This is a genomic window from Lysobacter sp. 1R34A, from assembly GCF_051217035.1.
Taxonomy (GTDB): Bacteria; Pseudomonadota; Gammaproteobacteria; order Xanthomonadales; family Xanthomonadaceae; genus Lysobacter.
This window is the reverse complement of sequence record NZ_JBPKJP010000034.1, coordinates 1-16,990: the sequence shown is the minus strand read 5'-3', so window position 1 is coordinate 16,990 and position 16,990 is coordinate 1. Positions and strand designations below refer to the sequence as shown.

The following is a 16,990-nucleotide window of genomic DNA, read 5'->3' as shown; positions in this document are numbered from 1 at the left end:
GCGAGTGCCAGAGCCCCGAAGCCGAGGCGATCTTTCGCAGAGCGGCCAATCCGCTCCTCTGTTTGACCAAGAGGGGTGGGGGAGACTGCTTTGTCGACGCCGCATCCGCGTCGACCCTGCAGCCGCTGGACGCGCCGCTCAGCCCTTGAAGTCGGCCTGCTCGGCGGCGAAACCGACCACCACCGCACCCTTGCCGACGTTGACCATGCCGGTCAGGCTCATGACGCTTTCGAACAGCTCGACATTGTGGTTGCGGCAGGCTTCGCGCAGGCGCTCGAAGCCGGGCAGGGCGCGCAGCTCGGCGAGCTCGCCGCCGTAGCTGACGCATACGGTCGGGGTCAGCAGCCCGCTCTCGGCCTTGTGCGCGGTGAACTCGAACAGCTTCTGCGCGGCGTTCTCGTAGCCCTTGATCTTGGCGACCGGGCCGGTCTCGCCGCGGTTGCAGTGCAGTACCGGCTTGATGTCGAGCGCGGTGCCGAGGGTCGCGCTGAGAAAACTGACGCTGCGGTCGCCGCGCACGCGGGTGCGCGCGCGCAGATAGTTGAGGTCGCGCGGGATCAGATAGCCGTGGGTGTGCAGGGCCAGGTGCTCCAGGCGCGCGCGGATCTTCGGCGCGCCTTCGCCGGCGGCGCGCAGGCGTACCGCTTCGACTGCGGTGATGCCCTGGGCGGCGAACAGGTTGAGGGTGTCGATCACCCGCAGCGCGAACGGCGTGTTGATGCCGGCCGCCGAGCGCACCGGCTTGTAGTCGTTGAGGATCGCGAAGCTGGCCTGGTTCGCGTTCTCGTAGACCGGGCTGCGGGTCTTGGTGATCGTCATGCAGAACACGTAGTCGTAGTCGATCACGAGTTGGCTGACGAACAGGTCGCGCACCTGCTGCACGGTGAACGGCGTGGTCTCGGCCTCGAAACCGCGCTCGGCCAGGTGCGTATGCAGGAACTGCAGGGTGGCCTGTTCGTTGCGGTGGTCGGCCAGTACCGCCTGGCCGATGCGCACGGTGATCGGCAACAGATGGATGTCGTGCCGTTCCAGGTAGTCCAGCGGCAGATCGCAAGCGGAGTCGACGACGATTCCAATGCGCATGTTCCCCCCCGGGTAGGGCGCGTGGTGATCGGATAGGACCGCAGCATACCTTTTTGAGACATGAGTCACGCGTGAGCGCGCTTCGGGGCTTGCGTCGTTCAGGCGCGGCGACGTATCCCCACCGGCAGTTGCTTCAAACGCTGCATTTCCGGCTCATCCAGCAGTCCGGGATGCTGCAGTGCGTCAAGAGCGAAGTCGTGGGCGTCGTTGCCCCAGAACAACTCATCTCCAATGCTCAACGTAGGAACACCGAACACCCCGGCCACCAACGCGGCCTCGGTGTTCTCGCGCAGCGCCGCCTTGATCGCGTCGGTGCCGAGCGCCTGCGCCTCGACCCCGAGCGCGTCGATCACCGGCGCCAGCGCCTCGACGCTGTCGCCGGCTTCGCCGCGCCGCCAGATCCAGTCGAAGATCGCATCGACCGCTTCCGGCGTGGCGCCGGCGACCAGGCACAGCCGCAGCGCGGCCAGCGGGTTGAACGGATGCGCCGGCGGGAAGCGCAGGCTCACGCCTTCGCGCCGCGCCTGCCACAGCACGTGGCGGTAGGTGAATTCGCGTTTGCCGACGATCTCGGCCGGGCCCTTCTGGCCGCGCGCCTCGAGCACCGCGCCGAACGCCACCGGCACCAGCTCGACCCGGCGCTCGCCCAGCATCGCCTTGAGCTTCTGCCATTGCAGGTAGGAGAACGGCGAGATGAAATCGAAGTACCAGCGCAGCGTGGGCATGGTCGGTCTCTTATTTCCAGGCGCCGAGGATCAGCCCGTACAGGGCGAACTGGAGGATGTGGTAGCCGCTGTCGATCATCCACAGCATCAGGCTGCGCTGGGCGAAGGCGTAGTTGATGCCGAAGCTCATCGAGACGAAGAACAGCCCGACCACGAAGCCCACCCCGAAACCGTCGGCGGCATTGGCGTTGGGCGGCAGGAACACGGCGAACATCAGCGCGGCCAGGAAGCTGCAGCCGATGGCGGTGGCGAACACGCGGCCGGGATGGACGGGCTTGGCGTCGGGGTCGACGCCGGCCTCGCGGCACCAGCGCGTCTTGAACAAGGGCCCGTACCACAGCCCGCCGAGCAGGAAGGACGAGGCGGTCGCCGCGAGGATCGCCAGCCAATTGAGTTCGAGGGTGGGCAGAGTCATCGCGCGGGTCTCCTGTCGTCGGCAAGCGACAGGATACGCCTGGGGCCGCCGCTGGGGCGCCGGGAGCGGCGCGACCCGCGGCCGCGTGGTCTCCGCCGCGTCGTCGACCCGGTCGACTACGAACCTTGCAGACGCGACCTTGCACCCGCACCCGCACCCGCACCCGCACCCGCGTTGCCGTTGCCGATGCGCAGTCGCGGCTCGCGCCGCTCCTGCCCGGGGCCCCGATCGCGAGCCCTCAGCGCGCCGTCGCCGGATACGCGCGCGGCAGGCCGGTGTCGCTGCGCAGGTAACGGTCGCGCAACTCGGTCTGGCGGCTGCGCATCTCGATCGCGCGGCCGTCCATCCACACCTGCAGGGCGACGTGAGCGACATCGAGCGGGTCGCCGCTCCACAGCACCAAGTCGGCGCGCTGGCCCGGGGCGATGGCGCCGACCTGGCCGGCGACGCCGAAGGCTTCGGCCGGCACTCGGGTCAGGCCGGCCAGGCCGTCGGCCCAGGGCAGCCCCGCGGCGACCGCGTTGCCGGCGAGCTGGCGCACCTTGCGCGCATTGTGCGAGGCGCCGCTTTCGCTGAAGCCGACCGCGACCCCGGCCGCGCGCAGGCGCGCGGCGTTTTCCATGCTGGCGCCGACCTGGTCGAAATCGCTCGGCAGGTTGGACAAAGGATTGACGAACACCGGCACCTTGGCCGCGGCGAGCTGCGGCGCGAGCCGCCAGGCCTCGCCGCCGCCGGCGATGGCGATGCGCAGCCGGTGCCGCGCGGACCAGCGCAGCAACTGGCGGATGTCGGCGGCGCGGTCGACGCCGAACACGATGCGGCCGCCGCCGTCGAGGTACTTGAGCAGGGTCGAACGCCCCGCCGGCGTCAGCAGCGCGGCATGGTGGCCCGGGGCGATGCGGCCGCGCGCCTCGTCGATGAGCTGGTCGAGGATCATCCACTGCGCCGCGCGCGAACTGCCGCTCAGGCCCAGGCCGTCCTTGCCCAGGCGCACGAACAGCACGCGCGGGCCGATCGGGTCGGGGCCGCCGTCGAGGCGTTCGACGCCGCCCTGGCCGGCGACGATCGAGCCGCCGGGGGCGGTGCCGACGCCGAGCAGGGTCCAGCCGATGCCTTCGATGCGCGCGACCGGGATCAACACCGAGTCGGGGTTATAGGCCAGGGTCACGTCGAACTCCGGCCGCACCGTCATTTCCTTGGTGTCGGCGCCGAGCGCGACGGTCTGGTCGACCGTGGATTTTTCGCCGGAGACTTCCTCCAGGCCGAGCTCGGTGATGCCGCCGAACAGGGTCGGGGTCAGCGGCCGGCCTTCGGCCTCGACCACCTGGGCGCCGGCCGGCGCGGACAAGCCCTTGCCGATCGCGCGCACCACACCGTTGCCGACCAGCACGTCGGTCCGTTCGAGCGAGCCCTGTGCGGTCGCGGTATGCACGGTGGCGTTGCGGATCAGCACGTTCTGCGCCGCCGCGCCGAAACTCGCAAAGCCGCAGGCCAGGGCCAGCAACAGGGCGCTGCGGCGCAGCCCGCGGCCGGCTGCGCTCGCTGCGACGGCGCCGGACATGGATTCGTTCCCGGGCCGCTTCATCGCACGCCTCCGGTCTGGGTCGCCGGTTGCCCGAGCAGGAAGTCCGACCTGGGTTGCCGCGACGGGTCGGCGCGGTCGTAGACGCGCGCGCCGTCGACATAGACCTGCTCGGCCTTGGCGTAGACGCTGAAGGGGTTGCCGTTCCACACCACCACGTCGCCCATCTTGCCGGGCTCGAGGGTGCCGGTGCGTTCGCCGATGCCGAGCGCCTTGGCCGGATTCTGTGTCAGCCAGCGGATCGCCCGCTCCGGCGCGATCTCGATGCCGGCCAGTCGTGCGTGCGCGATCACCTTGGCCGCTTCCTGGTTGAGGCGCTGGATGCCTTCCTCCGAATCCGAATGCACGATCGCGCAGCTGTTGGCCGGGCGGTCGACGATGGCGATGTTTTCCTGGATGCCGTCGAAGGCTTCCATCTTGAAGCCCCACCAGTCGGCCCACAGCGCGCCGCAGACGCCTTCGGCGGCCAGGCGGTCGGCGATCTTGTAGGCCTCCACGCCGTGGTGGAAGGCGCTGACCTTGAAGCCGAACTCCTTGGCCAGGTCGAGCATGGTGGTCATCTCGTCGGCGCGATAGCAGTGGATGTGAACCAGGATGTCGCCCTTGATCGCGCCGGCCAGGGTGTCGAGCTTGAGGTCGCGCTTGCCGCCGGTGTCCTTCTCGCTGTCGGCGCCGTTGCCGTTGCCGGACTTGGCGCTGCTCTGCCACCAGCGCTTCTTCGCCGGCGCGGCGGCCTTCGGACTGGTCTTGCGCAGGTATTCGCTGGCGTCGATGAAGGCGGCGCGGTAGCCGGCGACGTTGCCCATGCGCGTGCCCGGCGGGGTGTTGCGGCTGCCGTAGACGCGCTTGGGGTTCTCGCCGCAAGCCATCTTCAGGCCCCACGGCGCGGCCGGGAACTTCATCGCCTGGTAGCTGGTGGCCGGGACGTTCTTCAGCGTCACTCCGCGCCCGCCGATCAGGTTGGCCGAGCCGGGCAGGATCTGCAGCGAGGTGACGCCGCCGGCGAGCGCGGCGGCGAAGCCGGGGTCCTGCGGCCATACCGAATGCTCGGCCCAGACGTTCGGCGTGACCGGGCCGGTCATCTCGTTGCCGTCGCTGTGCGCGCCGACCCCGGGGCTTGGATAGACGCCGAGATGCGAGTGGACATCGATGAGGCCCGGGGTGATCCACTTGCCGGTCGCGTCGACGCGGGTGGCGTCGCCGGGCGCGTCGAGGGCGCGGCCGACCGCGACGACCTTGCCGTCGCGCAGCAGTACGTCGGCGTCGTCGAGGCGCTGGCCGGCGCCGGTCAGCACGGTCGCGTGCTGCAACAGCACCGGGCCGGCGGCGAGCGCCTTGTAGGTGCTCGGGTAGGGGTCCTGGGTGTAGCGGGAGGCCGGCGCGGGTGTGGCGGCCTGCACGGCGCCGGCGAGCAGCGCCAGGCCGCAGCCGGCCAGTAACGGTCGAAACATGGATTCCCCCAGGACAGAGCGAGCGACGGACAACTTTGGAACCGTAACGGCCGCCTGAGCCCCTGCCAACCCTGACTATCGTCATGGGCGGTGCGACAATGGCCGGACAACAACAAGAACAGGCACCGACCATGAAAGAGAAAGAACAGATCGTCGAAAACTGGCTGCCGCGCTACACCGGCGTGCCCCTGGACCAGTTCGGCGAGCACATCCTGCTGACCAATTTCGGCGGCTACCTGCACACCTTCGCGCGCCTGACCGGTGCGCAAGTGGTCGGCCTGGACCGGCCGATGCCGAGCGCGACCTTCGACGGCATCACCATGATCAACTTCGGCATGGGCAGCCCGAACGCGGCGACCATGATGGACCTGCTGTCGGCGATCATGCCCAAGGCGGTGTTGTTCCTCGGCAAGTGCGGCGGCCTCAAGCGCAAGAACCAGCTCGGCGACCTGGTGCTGCCGATCGCGGCGATCCGCGGCGAAGGCACCTCCAACGATTACCTGCTGCCGGAAGTGCCGGCCCTGCCGGCCTTCGCCCTGCAGCGCGCGGTCTCGACCACCATCCGCGACCTCGGCCACGACTACTGGACGGGTTCGGTCTACACCACCAACCGCCGCGTCTGGGAACACGACGACGCCTTCAAGGAACGCCTGCGCCAGATGCGCTGCATGGCCATCGACATGGAGACCGCGACCGTGTTCGCCGCCGGCTTCGCCAACCGCATCCCCTGCGGCGCGCTGCTGCTGGTGTCGGACCAGCCGATGATCCCCGAAGGCGTCAAGACCGAGGCCTCCGACGCCAAGGTCAGCGCGAGCTTCGTCGACACCCACATCAGCGTCGGCATCGAAGCGCTGAAGCTGATCCGCCGCCACGGCAAGTCGGTGCGGCATCTGCGGTTCGACGAGTGATCGCTGCGGCGCCGCTTCGCGCCGCAACGGACGCAAGCCTTGATCTACAGGCGCCGACGCACAGAACCCCTTTCCCGCATGCGGGAGAGGGGGTGGGATGAGGGCGACAGCAGCTCTGCGCACGAGCCGTGCCCGCCATCGCAGATCTGCCGCGCGGCCCTGAACCGTTTATCGATGAACGAGCGGATAACCCTGTTTTTATAGGGGTTCTGCGACGCCAAGCACACGACATCGCATGGCCTGAGACCCCCCGCGCCGACACTGTATTCCGAGGCCGGAGGACAGGTCATGGAACAGCTCATCTTCACCATCATCGGCGCCTTGCTTACCTGGGCGTTCTACTTCATCCAGCGTTTCGCCGAACGTCGCGGCACAGTCGACGCGATCGAGCGCGGCAAGCAGTTGCTCGCGCTCAAGCAGGAACTCGACGGCGCGCACACCAGCGTCGAGGAACTGCGCCGTTTCGAAAGCCGGCTGGTCGGCAAGGCCGAAACCGCGGCGCGCATCGCCGACAGCTATTTCAGCAAGGCCGCCGCGGTCGCGCGCGACAACGAGGACGCGCGGGTCAGCGAGGCCGACATGAGCCAGCACGCGATCGCCGAACTCAGCCGCGAGGAGGTGCGGCTGCAAGGCCTGGTCGCGCACCTGCGCAAGCAGCTCGGCGGCGAGGATCTGGCCGCGTTCGAACGGGCGCACGAGGCCTGGCTGACCTTTCGCGAATGCCACGCGCGTTTCGTCTCGCAGTCGTACTCGGCCGGCCCGATCCGGCCGCTGATCCACGCGGTGACGATGGAGAGCATCACCGTGGCCTGGATCAACGAGCTGGAAACGCAGCTCGGCGAAGATCAGGCGGCTTGAGGCGCATCGGGGCGGCATCCGATGGCCTGGGGTCGCTCGCGACCCCGTCGGATCGATTGCCCGGCGGGTCGTTGCGTCGGGTCCATCACGACACGGCGTTCGTCGCAGGCATGTATGGTTCGACGGTGTCGGCGCCTGCGGCGACGCAGGCCGCCGATGCCGGGGAAACGCGACAGCTTCGCGTGCGGTTTGCTAGGGTTCGCCCCTGATCCTCAGCGAGAACGCGTATGTCCGTCACCGCGAAAGACGTCGTCGATTTCTGGCGCAATGCCGGCCCGGCCCGCTGGTTCGATCGCGACGACAGCTTCGACCATCAGTGCCGCGCCGGCTTTCTCGACGCTCACCACGCCGCGGCGCGGCGCGAACACGACGATTGGGTCGAGCGCGACGCCGAATCCGCGCTGGCCTTGTTGATCCTGCTCGACCAGATCCCGCGCAACGTATTCCGCGGCAGCGCGCATTCCTACGCGACCGACCCGCTCGCCCGGCATTACGCCCGGCGCGCGCTGGAACTCGGCCACGACCTGAGCATCGAGCCGGCGCTGCGCGCCTTCTTCTATCTGCCGTTCGAGCATTCCGAGCAGCTCGAAGACCAGCGCCGCTCGGTCGAACTGCACCGCGGCCTGCCGCCGAACCCGGACGGCAGCGATGCCGCGCAGTGGGCCGTCACCCATCTCGACATCATCGAACGCTTCGGCCGCTTCCCGCACCGCAACGCCGCGTTGGGCCGCGACAGCACCGCCGAGGAACAGGCCTATCTCGTTGGCGGCGGGTTCAAGGGCTGAGCCCCGGCGCGGGTTCCATCGCATCGCAACCCCCTGTAGGAGCGAGGTCAGTCGCGACCTCGCCACCACCCGAGCCTGCGCCACGACCCGCCAGCGCGCGGTCGTGGCTCACGCCGCTCCTACAGGAAGCGACGCAATGGCTCTTGGGTAGGAGCGACGCAAGTCGCGACCGCGCCTCTACCGGAACCGACGCAGCGACCCGCCAGCGCGCGGTCGCGGCTCGCGCCGCTCCTACAGGAAGCGACGCAATGGCTCTTGGGTAGGAGCGACGCAAGTCGCGACCGCGCCTCTGCCGGAACCGGCGCAGCGATCCGCCAGCCCGCGTCGCGGCTCGCGCCGCTCCTACGCTTGAAGCGGTTGCGACGCTTTCAGTCCAGCAACCGTTGTTGCGGCGAATACGGAACGACGCGCAAGGTGCGATCCTGGATTTCGCCGACCATGCGGCCGTGAACGCGGGTCTGGCGCTTGATCTCGGTCCATTCCTCGTCGGCCATGAACTTGCTCCAGCGGTCCTTCATCGTCGTTTCGTCGGGCCATTCGAGCAGGTAGGCGAACTCGGTGCGTTGTGCAGTCTTGGTTTCCCACATGGCGACGATGCGGAAATCGTAGCGACGCATGATGCGCAGGGCGTGATCGCGGAAGCGGGCGTGGAAATGCGGTTTGGTGTCTTCGAAGATTTCGTAGATGCGCAGTTGCTGCACAGGGCCGACGGCCGTAGCAGTCGGGGTGTCGGCGGCATGGGCGAGCGAGGCGGCGCAGCACAGGGACAGAAGCAGGACGAGCGCACAGCGAAAGGCGGGCACGGCGGTAGCGTTCACAGGGAAGACTCCGGTCGGAAGGCGCCGATCCGTGGCGATGGTCGTGCAGGCGGGACGGCGGCTGAGTGGCCGCCGCCGAGCTTAGGCGATGGCCTCGCCCCGTCCATCGGCCAGAAGTCGTTATTGCGGGGATGCCGGGGCGACGGTCGCCGCGTGTCCGGCGCTTCGGGGTAGGAGCGACGCAAGTCGCGACCGCGCCCACCGAACCGGCGCCGCGATCCGCCAGCCCGCGGTCGCGGCTCACGCCGCTCCTACAGGAAAGCAGCGCCCCGGCTCGTGTTGGAGCGACGTAAGTCGCGACCGTCCCCCACCCGAACCGGCGCCGCGACCCGCAGCCCGCGGTCGCGGCTCACGCCGCTCCTACAGGAAAGCAGCGCCCTGGCTTGAGTAGGAGCGACGCAAGTCGCGACCGCCCCCCACCCGAGCCTGCGCAGCGACCCGTCGGCCCGCGGTCGAAGTTCGCCGCACCGCAAGGGTAACGACGACGCCCGTCGGCCGCTTCCGGGCGCATCCGGAGCCTGGAAACGAAAACGGCCGCGACGCAAGGCGCCGCGGCCGTTCTCACGGACTCGCCGTCGGATCAGTACTTGGGAATCGACCCGTCCAGGTCGGCCCAGGCGTCGATGCCGCCTTCGATGTTGTAGACCTCGCGGAAACCCAGCTGGCGGAAGTGCTCGGCGGCCTGGGCGCTGCGCCCGCCGTGGTGGCACAGGAACGCCAGCGGGGTGTCCTTGGGCAGGGCTTCGAGGGCGTCCGTGCCGCCGTCGAAGGTGTCGAAGGCGATGCCGACGCGGGCGATCGCGCGTTCGTCGGCCGGGCGCACGTCGACCACGCGCAGCGAGCCTTCGCCGGCGCGCGCGAGCGCCTGCTCGGGCGCGATCGGCTTCACCGCCGGCGGCGCGTTGGGGTTGGTGATGACCAGGCCGCGGCCGCGCTCGTCGTCGGCCCAGTCGATGCCGACGCCGTCGGCGCGGCGGGCGTTGATCCAGTCGGTCTGCACGCGCACGCCTTCGGATTCGACCGCGATGGCGTTGGGATCGACCGGCGCCAGCTGCAGGCGCACGTTGTGGCGCGCGTCGACCTCGAGCTGCACCGCGTAGTTGTCGCCGGCGTTGGCGACGGCGTCGCGCAGCATCTGGGCGGCGGCCGGCGTGATGGTGAGCTTCGGCGGGCTACGGTCCGGGGTCGGCAGGCCGAGCAGTTCGTGCAGTTCGCCGCTGGCGGCCATCTGCTCGACGATGTCGCTGCCGCCGACCAGTTGCGCGTCGATGTAGAGCTGCGGGATCGTCGGCCACTCGCCGTATTGCTTGATGCCTTCGCGGATCTCGGCATCGGCGAGCACGTCGACGTGGGCATACCCCTGCGGCAGCAACGCGTTGAGCGCGCCCGAGGCCTTGGCCGAGAAGCCGCACTGAGGGGCGTTGGGGGCGCCCTTCATGAACAGCACGACGCGGTTGGACTGGAGCAGGGTTTCGATGCGCGAACGCAGGGCAGGATCGAGGGACATGGAGGTCGGCCGGGCGGGAATAAAGGCAAGGTGGGGGCGGGCAGTCTACGCCGCAAGGTAGGATGCGCCATCCGCCGGCGAGCCGGGCTGCCGCGGCCCCCCTCCGACCGTTGGAACCGCCCGCCGCGCATGAACACCATCGTCGTCGCCCACCGTCCGCCGCGCCGTCCCGGCGCCTGGTTGTGGCTGTTTCTCGGCTCGCAGCTGCTGATGGTCGCCTTGTGGGCGCGCTACGGCTGGACGATCGGCCTGCCGGCCTTGCTGCTGAGCCACGGGGCGATGGTCTGGGGCACCCTGTGGCCGCGCTCGGGTCTGTTCAGCCCTGTGCTGTCTCGGCTGCCGACCGACCAGCGCGTGGTCTGGCTGACCATCGACGACGGCCCCTCCGACGACACCCTGGCCCTGCTCGACCTGCTCGACGCGCACCAGGCCAAGGCCACCTTCTTCGTGGTCGCGCAGCGCGCCGAGCAGCGCGCCGACCTGCTGCGCGAGATCGTCCGGCGCGGCCACGACCTCGGCAACCACAGCGACAGCCATCCTTCGGGGCGGTTTTGGATGCTCGGGCCGGGGGCGATGGCCGCCGAGATCGGAGGCGCCCAGGCGCGCTTGCAGGCGCTGGCGCCGGGGCTGCGCCTGCGCTGGTTCCGCGCGGTGGTCGGCATGGCCAATCCGTTCACCGCGCGACCGATCGCCGCGCTGGGCCTGACCCGGGTGGCCTGGAGCGCGCGCGGCTTCGACGCGGTCGCGGCCGACCCGGCCACGGTGGTGGCGCGGATCGAAAAAGATCTCGCGCCGGGCGCGATCGTGCTGATGCACGAGGGCGCGCGCCACGGCCGCAATGTCGAGACCATGGCGGCGTTGTTGCGGCGGCTGCGCGAGCTGGACTACCGCTGCGTGGTGCCGTCGGTCGAATGAGCGCGGATTGCCCGGGAGCCGTTTAGATCGGGGGGCGCGATCGCGGCTTGCGCTCCTACCCCAAAGCCGCGCACCAAGTGCAGGAGCGGCCCAAGCCGCGACCGCGATCTATCGCGCGGTCGCGCAAGCCTCAGCCTCACTCCGCACGCGCCGCCACGATCCGCCAGTTGTTGAACGGCGTGCGCCCGAACAGCGGGGTGAACTCGACCTCGAGCCCGGCCTCGCGCAGACGCGCGCGCAGGGCCTCGCCGTTGGGGTAATAGCGCGGCATCGCGTTCATCCAGCCCAGGGCGCGCGAGAACAGGTCGACCGCGCGGGTAATGCGCGCGCGGCCGGTGCCGTCGTCGAGGCCGGTGCGGATCACCAGGCGGGCGCCCGGGGTCAGCATCGCGATCATCGCGTCGATGGCGCGCGCCTGCGCCGGGTAGGGAATGAACTGCAGCACGTCGAGGATCACCACGCTGCCGCGGTGCTCGGGCACGCGCTGGGACAGGTCGACCGTCTCGAACACCGCGTGGTCCAGGCCGACCCGCGCGGCGGCGCGGGTGGCGCGGCGGATCTTGGCTGCGTCGCTGTCGACGCCGCGGTAGGGCAGGCGGATGCCGTCGGCCAGCAAGGTGTGGGCGAGCAGGCCGAGGCCGCAACCCAGGTCCAGCAGCGGCGCGCGGGTGCCGCGCAAGGCCGCGCTGACGCCCGGGTAGAGCGGGTCGCTGCCGAGCTTGGCGCGGCTGTAGTAATAGTCCCAGCGGTTGCCGAGCGGATGCTCGGGCAGATAGGCGCGCGCGATGCGGTCCGCCTGTCCGTGGGCCATGGCTTGTACCGCTTGGTTCATTGCTGGGTCCGGGCTCCGTTCGCGGCCGTGCCGCCGGCGGCAGTGTGGCATCCCGGCGCGGTCGGCGCTCGGCTGCGGCGGCATGACGTCACAAAGCGCATCGCGGCAGGCGCGTGCGGCCCGCGTTTCGACCCGCGCCGCTTCGACCTGCGCCGCTTCAGCCGGCCTGTGCCTGCAACAGCCGCTGCGCCACCGGCACGGCGAGTTCGGCCCACTGCGCGTACATCGCCGCCGACGGATGCAGGCCGTCTTCGGCGACCATCGTCGGCTCGTTGCCGCGTGCGCGCGAGACCGGAGTGATGTCGACGAAGGCGACGCCGTGGCGCGCGCAGATCTCGCGCGCGGTCTGGTTGAATACGTCGAGTTCGGCGCCGATCGTGGCCGCGCCGCGCTTGTCGCTGGCGCCGAACGGAGTCGCGCCCCAGTCGGGGATCGACAGCACCAGCACCCGGTCGGCGCGACCATGCGCATAGCGGATCGCGCGTTCGAGCAATTCGCGGAACTCGCCGCCGTACTGCACCGCGCTGCGGCCGCGGTACTGGTTGTTGACGCCGATCAGCAGGCTGACGAAGTCCCACTGCCCCAATGGCTCGGCCAAGTCCAGCGCGAGCGCGAGCTCGTCGGTGGTCCAGCCGGTGGTCGCGACGATGCGCGGGTCGTCCAGGCCGACGCCGCGCTCGCGCAGCGCCGCGGCCATCTGCAGCGGCCAGCGCCCGGCTTCGGGCACGGCCTCGCCGATGGTGTAGCTGTCGCCCAGCGCGAGATAAGTCAGCGCCATCGCCGCCTCAGGCCACCGCGGCGCGCTGCGCCTCGACCTGCGCGCCGCGGTCGGCGTAGCGGTCGAGCACGCGCTCGATGCGCTGGAACACCTCGCGCACCTCGGCCGGCTGCGGCAGCAGGGTCACGCGGAAGTGGTTGCGATACGGCACGTTGAAGCTCGAGCCCGGCACCACCAGCACGTCTTCGGTTTCCAGCAGTTCCAGCGCGAAGCGGTGGTCGTCGAAGCCCTGCGCGGCGGCGCCGACCACGGCCGGGAACGCGTACAGAGCGCCGGCGGGGGCGACCAACTGCAGGTGGCGGCTGGCTTCGACCGACTCGATCACCGCGCGGCGCGCTTCGTACAGGCGTCCGCCCGGTTGGCACAGCGGGGTGATGGTGTCTTCGCCGTTGAGCGCGGCCTCGATCGCGAACTGGCCCGGCACGTTGGCGCACAGGCGCAGCGCGCCGAGCAGGTCCATGGCGTGGTGGAAATCGCCGCTGGCGACCGGATCGCCCGACAGCACCGCCCAGCCCACGCGCCAGCCGCAGGCGCGGTGCACCTTGGACAGGCCGCCGAAGCTCAGGCAGGGCAGCTCGCCGGCGATCGGCGCGACCGGGGTGAACTGGGCATCGTCGTACAGGATCGAATCGTAGATCTCGTCGCACATCAGCAGCAGCTTGTGACGCGCGGCGATCGCGACGATGCGCTCGATCAGCTCGCGCGGATAGGCCGCGCCGGTCGGGTTGTTCGGGTTGATCAGCACGATCGCGCGGGTGCGGCTGGAGATCAGTTGCTCGATCTCGTCCGGGTCGGGCAGGAAGCCGTTCTCCGGCTGGCAGCGGTAATACACCGGGCGGCCGTCGTTGAGGATGGTCGCGGCCGACCACAGCGGGTAGTCGGGCGAGGGCAGCAGCACTTCGTCGCCGGGATTGAGCAGGGCGCGCAGCGACAGGTCGATCAGCTCGCTGACGCCGTTGCCGACGAACACCCGCTCGGGCGAGGCGTTGGGCGTGCCGCGGCGCTTGTGGAAGGCGGCGATGGCCTCGCGCGCGGCCGGCAGGCCTTGCTGGTGGGTGTAGGGATCGGTGTTGGCGATGTGGTCGGCGATCGCGCGCTGCAGATGTTCGGGCGCGCGGAAACCGAAGGCGCCGGGGTTGCCGATGTTGAGCTTGATCTGCTTGCGTCCCTGGGCCTCCAACTCGCGGGCTCGCCGGGCCAGTTCACCGCGGATTTCGTAACGGACTTCGGACAGGCGTTCGCGGGTTTTCAGGGGCGGCAGTGACATCGGGGCAGGGCTGGGTCGAAAGAGAGACCCCCAGACTAGCTGAATCGGTCCGGCGAATCAGCCGGGACGGCGATTCCCGGCGGGCGCGATCTGCGCCGGCGCGCACGGATTGGCCGGGCGGGCGGCTCCGCTCCCGGGCCCGCTGCCGGCCTGACGCTGGGCCCTCGCCGTTCCGCTGCCGGCCGGCGACGGCAAAACCCGCGCCCGGCCTATGTAGAATCGCGCCATGCCCATCGTTCCCCGCGCCTTTGACTCCTGAACTCGCTGCTTTGCAGGCGATCGGATGGCCGATCTCGGCCGCCGACCCGTTGCCGGCCGACCCCGTCTGGCGCCAGTTGCTGCTCGACCACCCCCGGGCCCGCCCGGCGCGGGTGACCGAACAGCACCGCAGCGGCTATGTCGTGTCCGAAGGGCCCGACAGCGGCTATCGGGTCGAATCCCTGCCCGAATGGCAGCGCCCGGCGAGCTACAAGAAAGGCGCGGTTGCGCCCGAACAGCGCCCCGGGGTCGGCGACTGGCTGCTGATCGAAGGCGATGAAGCACGCGCCAAAGTCGTGGCCCTGCTGCCGCGCTACAGCGCGATCAAGCGCGGCGCCGCCGGCGAGCACTACAAGCAACAGCTGATCGCGGCCAACATCGACACCGTGTTCATCGTCTGTGGACTGGACGCCGACTTCAATCCGCGCCGGATCGAGCGCTATCTGCTGCTGGTCCGCGGCGGCGCCGAGCCGGTGGTCGTGCTGACCAAGGCTGACGAAGCCACCGCCGCCGACGAAAACGCGGTCGCCGAGGCCACCGGCGCCCTGATCGAGCTGGCCCAGGGCGTGGCGATCCGCGCGGTCAACGCCCGCGACCGCGACGGCAGCGTCGCGGCGATGGCGCCGTGGCTGCAGCCGGGCCGCACCGTGGTGCTGGTGGGCTCCTCCGGCGCCGGCAAGTCGACCCTGACCAACAGCCTGCTCGGCATCGAGCGGATGAAGACCGGTGCGGTCCGCGAAAGCGATGCGCGCGGCCGCCACACCACCACCCACCGCGCGTTGATTCCGCTGCCGTCGGGCGCCTGCCTGATCGACACCCCGGGCATGCGCGAGCTCAAGCCGACCGGCGAGGAAGACGTCGCCGAGAATTTCAGCGATGTCGAGGCTCTGGCCGAGCAGTGCAAGTTCCGCGATTGCTCGCACGACCGCGAGCCCGGCTGCGCGGTGCGCGACGCCATCGAAGCCGGCCGCCTCGACCCGCAGCGTTTCGCCAGCTACCTGAAACTGCGCGACGAAGTCGCCGGCGCGGCCAACAAGCTGGCCAACCGGCGCGCGCAGAAGGCCGACGTGAAGCCGGCCGGCAAGGCGCCCAACAAGCGGCCGGACGACAAGCATGGGCGCCGCTGAGCGCCTTCGTTTCCCCGCAAGGCGCGGCGCGTGCGGATCGCTTGCGTTGGCGCCGGAGCCGGAGCGACAACAGCCCTTCGCGACCCGCCGCCTAAGTCCTGCCGCATGAGCCTGCTCAGCCCCAGCCTGCACAGCGAGATCCAGCATCACGCCGCGCTCGATGCGCGCATGGTCCGGGTCGCGCGCGGGATCAAGTTGCTGACCATGGCGAGCTGGCCGGCCGGCCTGGAAGTACAGTTTCTCGAAGACTACGCGCGCGGCGTCGCGCAGTTGCCGGTCATCGAGTACCCGAAGTACGACTTCAGCGATGCGCGGCGCGAACTCGAAGCGGTCGCCGCCGGGGCCGACCCCGATCATCCGCTCGGCGAGTACCTGATCGAGTCGGCGCACTCCTGGGGCGTGGCCGCGCAATTGGTCGAATCGCTGGGCTCGACCGAGGTCACCGGCTACTCGGTGCAGTTGTTCGGCAAGCCCGATGCGGCGCTGCCCGGCCAGGGGCCCAGCACGCGCGAGGCCGCCAACCATTTCATCTCGATCGCCAACGAGCTCGACCGCGAGCTGATGTCGCCGGCCGAAACCGTCGAGATCTCGGCGACCGCGCTGAGGCTGCAACTGCAGCGCGACCTCGACGACTACTTCGACGCCCGCGTGATCGAGGTGGTGCTCGACCCGGACCTGATCGCCAAGGCCGCGGCCGGCGCGACCCGGATCCGCCTGCGCAGCGGCGCGGCGTTCAGCGACTACGACCGCCATCAGCTGCTGCAGCACGAAGCCTTCGTGCATTCGCTGACCGCGCTCAACGGCCGCGAACAGCCGGTGCTGCCGAGCCTGGCGCTGTCGTCGCCGCGCACTACCGCGACACAAGAGGGCCTGGCGACGTTCGCCGAGCAGATCACCGGCAGCATCGACATCGGCCGGATGAAGCGCCTGAGCCTGCGGATCGACGCGGTGGCGATGGCGCTCGACGGCGCCGACTTCATCCAGGTGTTCCGTTATTTCATCGATGCCGGCCAAACCCCGGCCGACAGCTTCGCCTCGGCCCAGCGCGTGTTCCGCGGCGTGCCCACCAACGGCGGTTCGGCCTTCACCAAGGACGCGGTCTATCTGCGCGGCCTGGTCGGCGTGCACACCTTCTTCCGCTGGGCCTTGCGGCAACAGAAGCTGCACCTGTGCCGCTGGTTGTTCGCCGGCAAGATGACCCTCGGCGACGTGCAGCGGTTCGAGCCGCTGTTCGACAGCGGCGTGCTGGCGCCGCCGCGCTGGATGCCGCCGTGGATCACCCGCGCCAACGGCCTGGCCGGGATGCTGGCGTTCTCGCTGTTCGCCAACCGCATCCGCCTGGACCAGATGGCGGAGGGGGATTTCAGTGAGATCGGGTGAAGGCGGGGACCAGGAACTAGGAACCAGGAACCAGGAACCAGGAACTAGGCACTAGGCACTAGGCACTAGGAACGAGTGGGGGCTCCGAACTTCTCGTTCTAGTTCCTGATCACTCGTTCCTGGCTTCAAACCATAGGCAGCTCACCGTCGACGCGCGCGGGTGCGCGCGCTGCGGCCGATCCCGCTCGGGGCGGGGCCCGCTGGTGTACCTGGACGCGCTCAGGCGCCGCCAGTGGCTCCAGGCCCGCCGCAGTACCGTCCAGCCCGGCCCGCCCATACGCCGGCGTCGGTTCGGCGCCCG

The 16,990-nt window shown here is 70.0% G+C and carries 16 protein-coding genes; 6 read left to right on the top strand and 10 right to left on the bottom strand.

Annotated elements, in window-relative coordinates; all coding sequences use genetic code 11:
• Positions 1-138 precede the first annotated feature (138 nt).
• From ACSAMQ_RS10200 to ACSAMQ_RS10180, 5 genes are all read right to left on the bottom strand, one after another.
• Positions 139-1,083 (bottom strand): DegV family protein, encoded by a 945-nt coding sequence (locus ACSAMQ_RS10200; protein WP_435395544.1) that lies wholly within the window; start codon positions 1,081-1,083, stop codon positions 139-141.
• Between the two features lie 98 nt (positions 1,084-1,181).
• A complete protein-coding gene (locus tag ACSAMQ_RS10195) occupies positions 1,182-1,808 on the bottom strand; it encodes a 2-hydroxychromene-2-carboxylate isomerase (RefSeq protein WP_435395543.1) in 627 nt (208 codons plus the stop codon).
• A 10-nt stretch (positions 1,809-1,818) separates the two neighbouring features.
• Positions 1,819-2,223, bottom strand: a complete 405-nt coding sequence (locus ACSAMQ_RS10190) for a DUF1761 domain-containing protein (protein ID WP_435395542.1) — start codon at positions 2,221-2,223, stop codon at positions 1,819-1,821.
• Between the two features lie 238 nt (positions 2,224-2,461).
• Entirely contained in the window at positions 2,462-3,784 is a 1,323-nt protein-coding gene (locus tag ACSAMQ_RS10185; protein ID WP_435395541.1) for an amidohydrolase family protein, read from the bottom strand.
• Between the two features lie 20 nt (positions 3,785-3,804).
• A complete protein-coding gene (locus ACSAMQ_RS10180) occupies positions 3,805-5,256 on the bottom strand; it encodes an amidohydrolase (protein ID WP_435395540.1) in 1,452 nt (483 codons plus the stop codon).
• Positions 5,257-5,387: 131 nt separating this feature from the next.
• Between ACSAMQ_RS10180 and ACSAMQ_RS10175 the strand changes: the two genes are divergently transcribed.
• From ACSAMQ_RS10175 to ACSAMQ_RS10165, 3 genes are all read left to right on the top strand, one after another.
• Positions 5,388-6,164: an AMP nucleosidase gene (locus tag ACSAMQ_RS10175; RefSeq protein WP_435395539.1), complete on the top strand. Its 777-nt coding sequence runs from the start codon at positions 5,388-5,390 to the stop codon at positions 6,162-6,164.
• A gap of 288 nt (positions 6,165-6,452) precedes the next feature.
• Positions 6,453-7,022, top strand: a complete 570-nt coding sequence (locus ACSAMQ_RS10170; RefSeq protein WP_435395538.1) for a lysozyme inhibitor LprI family protein — start codon at positions 6,453-6,455, stop codon at positions 7,020-7,022.
• 227 nt (positions 7,023-7,249) lie between these two features.
• Positions 7,250-7,807: a DUF924 family protein gene (locus tag ACSAMQ_RS10165; protein WP_435395537.1), complete on the top strand. Its 558-nt coding sequence runs from the start codon at positions 7,250-7,252 to the stop codon at positions 7,805-7,807.
• Positions 7,808-8,175: 368 nt separating this feature from the next.
• On the opposite strand, the gene ACSAMQ_RS10160 is transcribed toward ACSAMQ_RS10165, so the two are convergent.
• Both ACSAMQ_RS10160 and grxD read right to left on the bottom strand, forming a co-directional pair.
• Complete coding sequence (locus ACSAMQ_RS10160; protein WP_435395536.1) at positions 8,176-8,625, bottom strand: NIPSNAP family protein; 450 nt, start codon at positions 8,623-8,625, stop codon at positions 8,176-8,178.
• Positions 8,626-9,205: 580 nt separating this feature from the next.
• Positions 9,206-10,132 carry a Grx4 family monothiol glutaredoxin gene (grxD, locus tag ACSAMQ_RS10155; RefSeq protein WP_435395535.1) on the bottom strand — a complete coding sequence of 309 codons (927 nt, stop codon included), beginning with the start codon at positions 10,130-10,132 and terminating at the stop codon, positions 9,206-9,208.
• A 129-nt stretch (positions 10,133-10,261) separates the two neighbouring features.
• Here grxD and ACSAMQ_RS10150 point away from each other — a divergent pair, with 129 nt between their 5' ends.
• Positions 10,262-11,047, top strand: coding sequence for a polysaccharide deacetylase family protein (locus tag ACSAMQ_RS10150; RefSeq protein ID WP_435395534.1), 786 nt, complete (start codon positions 10,262-10,264; stop codon positions 11,045-11,047).
• A gap of 136 nt (positions 11,048-11,183) precedes the next feature.
• Here ACSAMQ_RS10150 and ACSAMQ_RS10145 read toward each other — a convergent pair whose 3' ends face one another.
• The 3 genes from ACSAMQ_RS10145 to ACSAMQ_RS10135 all read right to left on the bottom strand — a co-directional run bounded on the left by ACSAMQ_RS10145 (position 11,184) and on the right by ACSAMQ_RS10135 (position 13,924).
• On the bottom strand, positions 11,184-11,858 hold the full coding sequence (locus tag ACSAMQ_RS10145; RefSeq protein ID WP_435395561.1) for a methyltransferase domain-containing protein: 675 nt from the start codon (positions 11,856-11,858) through the stop codon (positions 11,184-11,186).
• A 178-nt stretch (positions 11,859-12,036) separates the two neighbouring features.
• Positions 12,037-12,657: an SGNH/GDSL hydrolase family protein gene (locus tag ACSAMQ_RS10140; RefSeq protein WP_435395533.1), complete on the bottom strand. Its 621-nt coding sequence runs from the start codon at positions 12,655-12,657 to the stop codon at positions 12,037-12,039.
• 7 nt (positions 12,658-12,664) lie between these two features.
• Entirely contained in the window at positions 12,665-13,924 is a 1,260-nt protein-coding gene (locus ACSAMQ_RS10135) for a pyridoxal phosphate-dependent aminotransferase (protein WP_435395532.1), read from the bottom strand.
• A gap of 248 nt (positions 13,925-14,172) precedes the next feature.
• On the opposite strand from ACSAMQ_RS10135, the gene rsgA reads away from it, so the two are divergent.
• Together rsgA and ACSAMQ_RS10125 are read left to right on the top strand one after the other, a co-directional pair.
• Positions 14,173-15,309, top strand: a complete 1,137-nt coding sequence (rsgA, locus tag ACSAMQ_RS10130; protein ID WP_435395531.1) for a ribosome small subunit-dependent GTPase A — start codon at positions 14,173-14,175, stop codon at positions 15,307-15,309.
• 105 nt (positions 15,310-15,414) lie between these two features.
• Entirely contained in the window at positions 15,415-16,689 is a 1,275-nt protein-coding gene (locus ACSAMQ_RS10125) for a flavohemoglobin expression-modulating QEGLA motif protein (RefSeq protein ID WP_435395530.1), read from the top strand.
• Positions 16,690-16,990 lie beyond the last annotated feature (301 nt).

Bases quoted from the DNA above. Each gene is read 5' to 3' on its own strand.
- ACSAMQ_RS10125 (WP_435395530.1), top strand. From the start codon at position 15,415: ATGAGCCTGCTCAGCCCCAGCCTGCACAGCGAGATCCAGCATCACGCC.
- ACSAMQ_RS10180 (WP_435395540.1), bottom strand. From the start codon at position 5,256: ATGTTTCGACCGTTACTGGCCGGCTGCGGCCTGGCGCTGCTCGCCGGC.
- ACSAMQ_RS10170 (WP_435395538.1), top strand. From the start codon at position 6,453: ATGGAACAGCTCATCTTCACCATCATCGGCGCCTTGCTTACCTGGGCG.
- ACSAMQ_RS10200 (WP_435395544.1), bottom strand. From the start codon at position 1,083: ATGCGCATTGGAATCGTCGTCGACTCCGCTTGCGATCTGCCGCTGGAC.
- ACSAMQ_RS10195 (WP_435395543.1), bottom strand. From the start codon at position 1,808: ATGCCCACGCTGCGCTGGTACTTCGATTTCATCTCGCCGTTCTCCTAC.
- ACSAMQ_RS10140 (WP_435395533.1), bottom strand. From the start codon at position 12,657: ATGGCGCTGACTTATCTCGCGCTGGGCGACAGCTACACCATCGGCGAG.
- ACSAMQ_RS10175 (WP_435395539.1), top strand. From the start codon at position 5,388: ATGAAAGAGAAAGAACAGATCGTCGAAAACTGGCTGCCGCGCTACACC.
- grxD (WP_435395535.1), bottom strand. From the start codon at position 10,132: ATGTCCCTCGATCCTGCCCTGCGTTCGCGCATCGAAACCCTGCTCCAG.
- ACSAMQ_RS10150 (WP_435395534.1), top strand. From the start codon at position 10,262: ATGAACACCATCGTCGTCGCCCACCGTCCGCCGCGCCGTCCCGGCGCC.
- ACSAMQ_RS10185 (WP_435395541.1), bottom strand. From the start codon at position 3,784: ATGTCCGGCGCCGTCGCAGCGAGCGCAGCCGGCCGCGGGCTGCGCCGC.
- ACSAMQ_RS10135 (WP_435395532.1), bottom strand. From the start codon at position 13,924: ATGTCACTGCCGCCCCTGAAAACCCGCGAACGCCTGTCCGAAGTCCGT.
- ACSAMQ_RS10190 (WP_435395542.1), bottom strand. From the start codon at position 2,223: ATGACTCTGCCCACCCTCGAACTCAATTGGCTGGCGATCCTCGCGGCG.
- ACSAMQ_RS10165 (WP_435395537.1), top strand. From the start codon at position 7,250: ATGTCCGTCACCGCGAAAGACGTCGTCGATTTCTGGCGCAATGCCGGC.
- ACSAMQ_RS10145 (WP_435395561.1), bottom strand. From the start codon at position 11,858: ATGGCCCACGGACAGGCGGACCGCATCGCGCGCGCCTATCTGCCCGAG.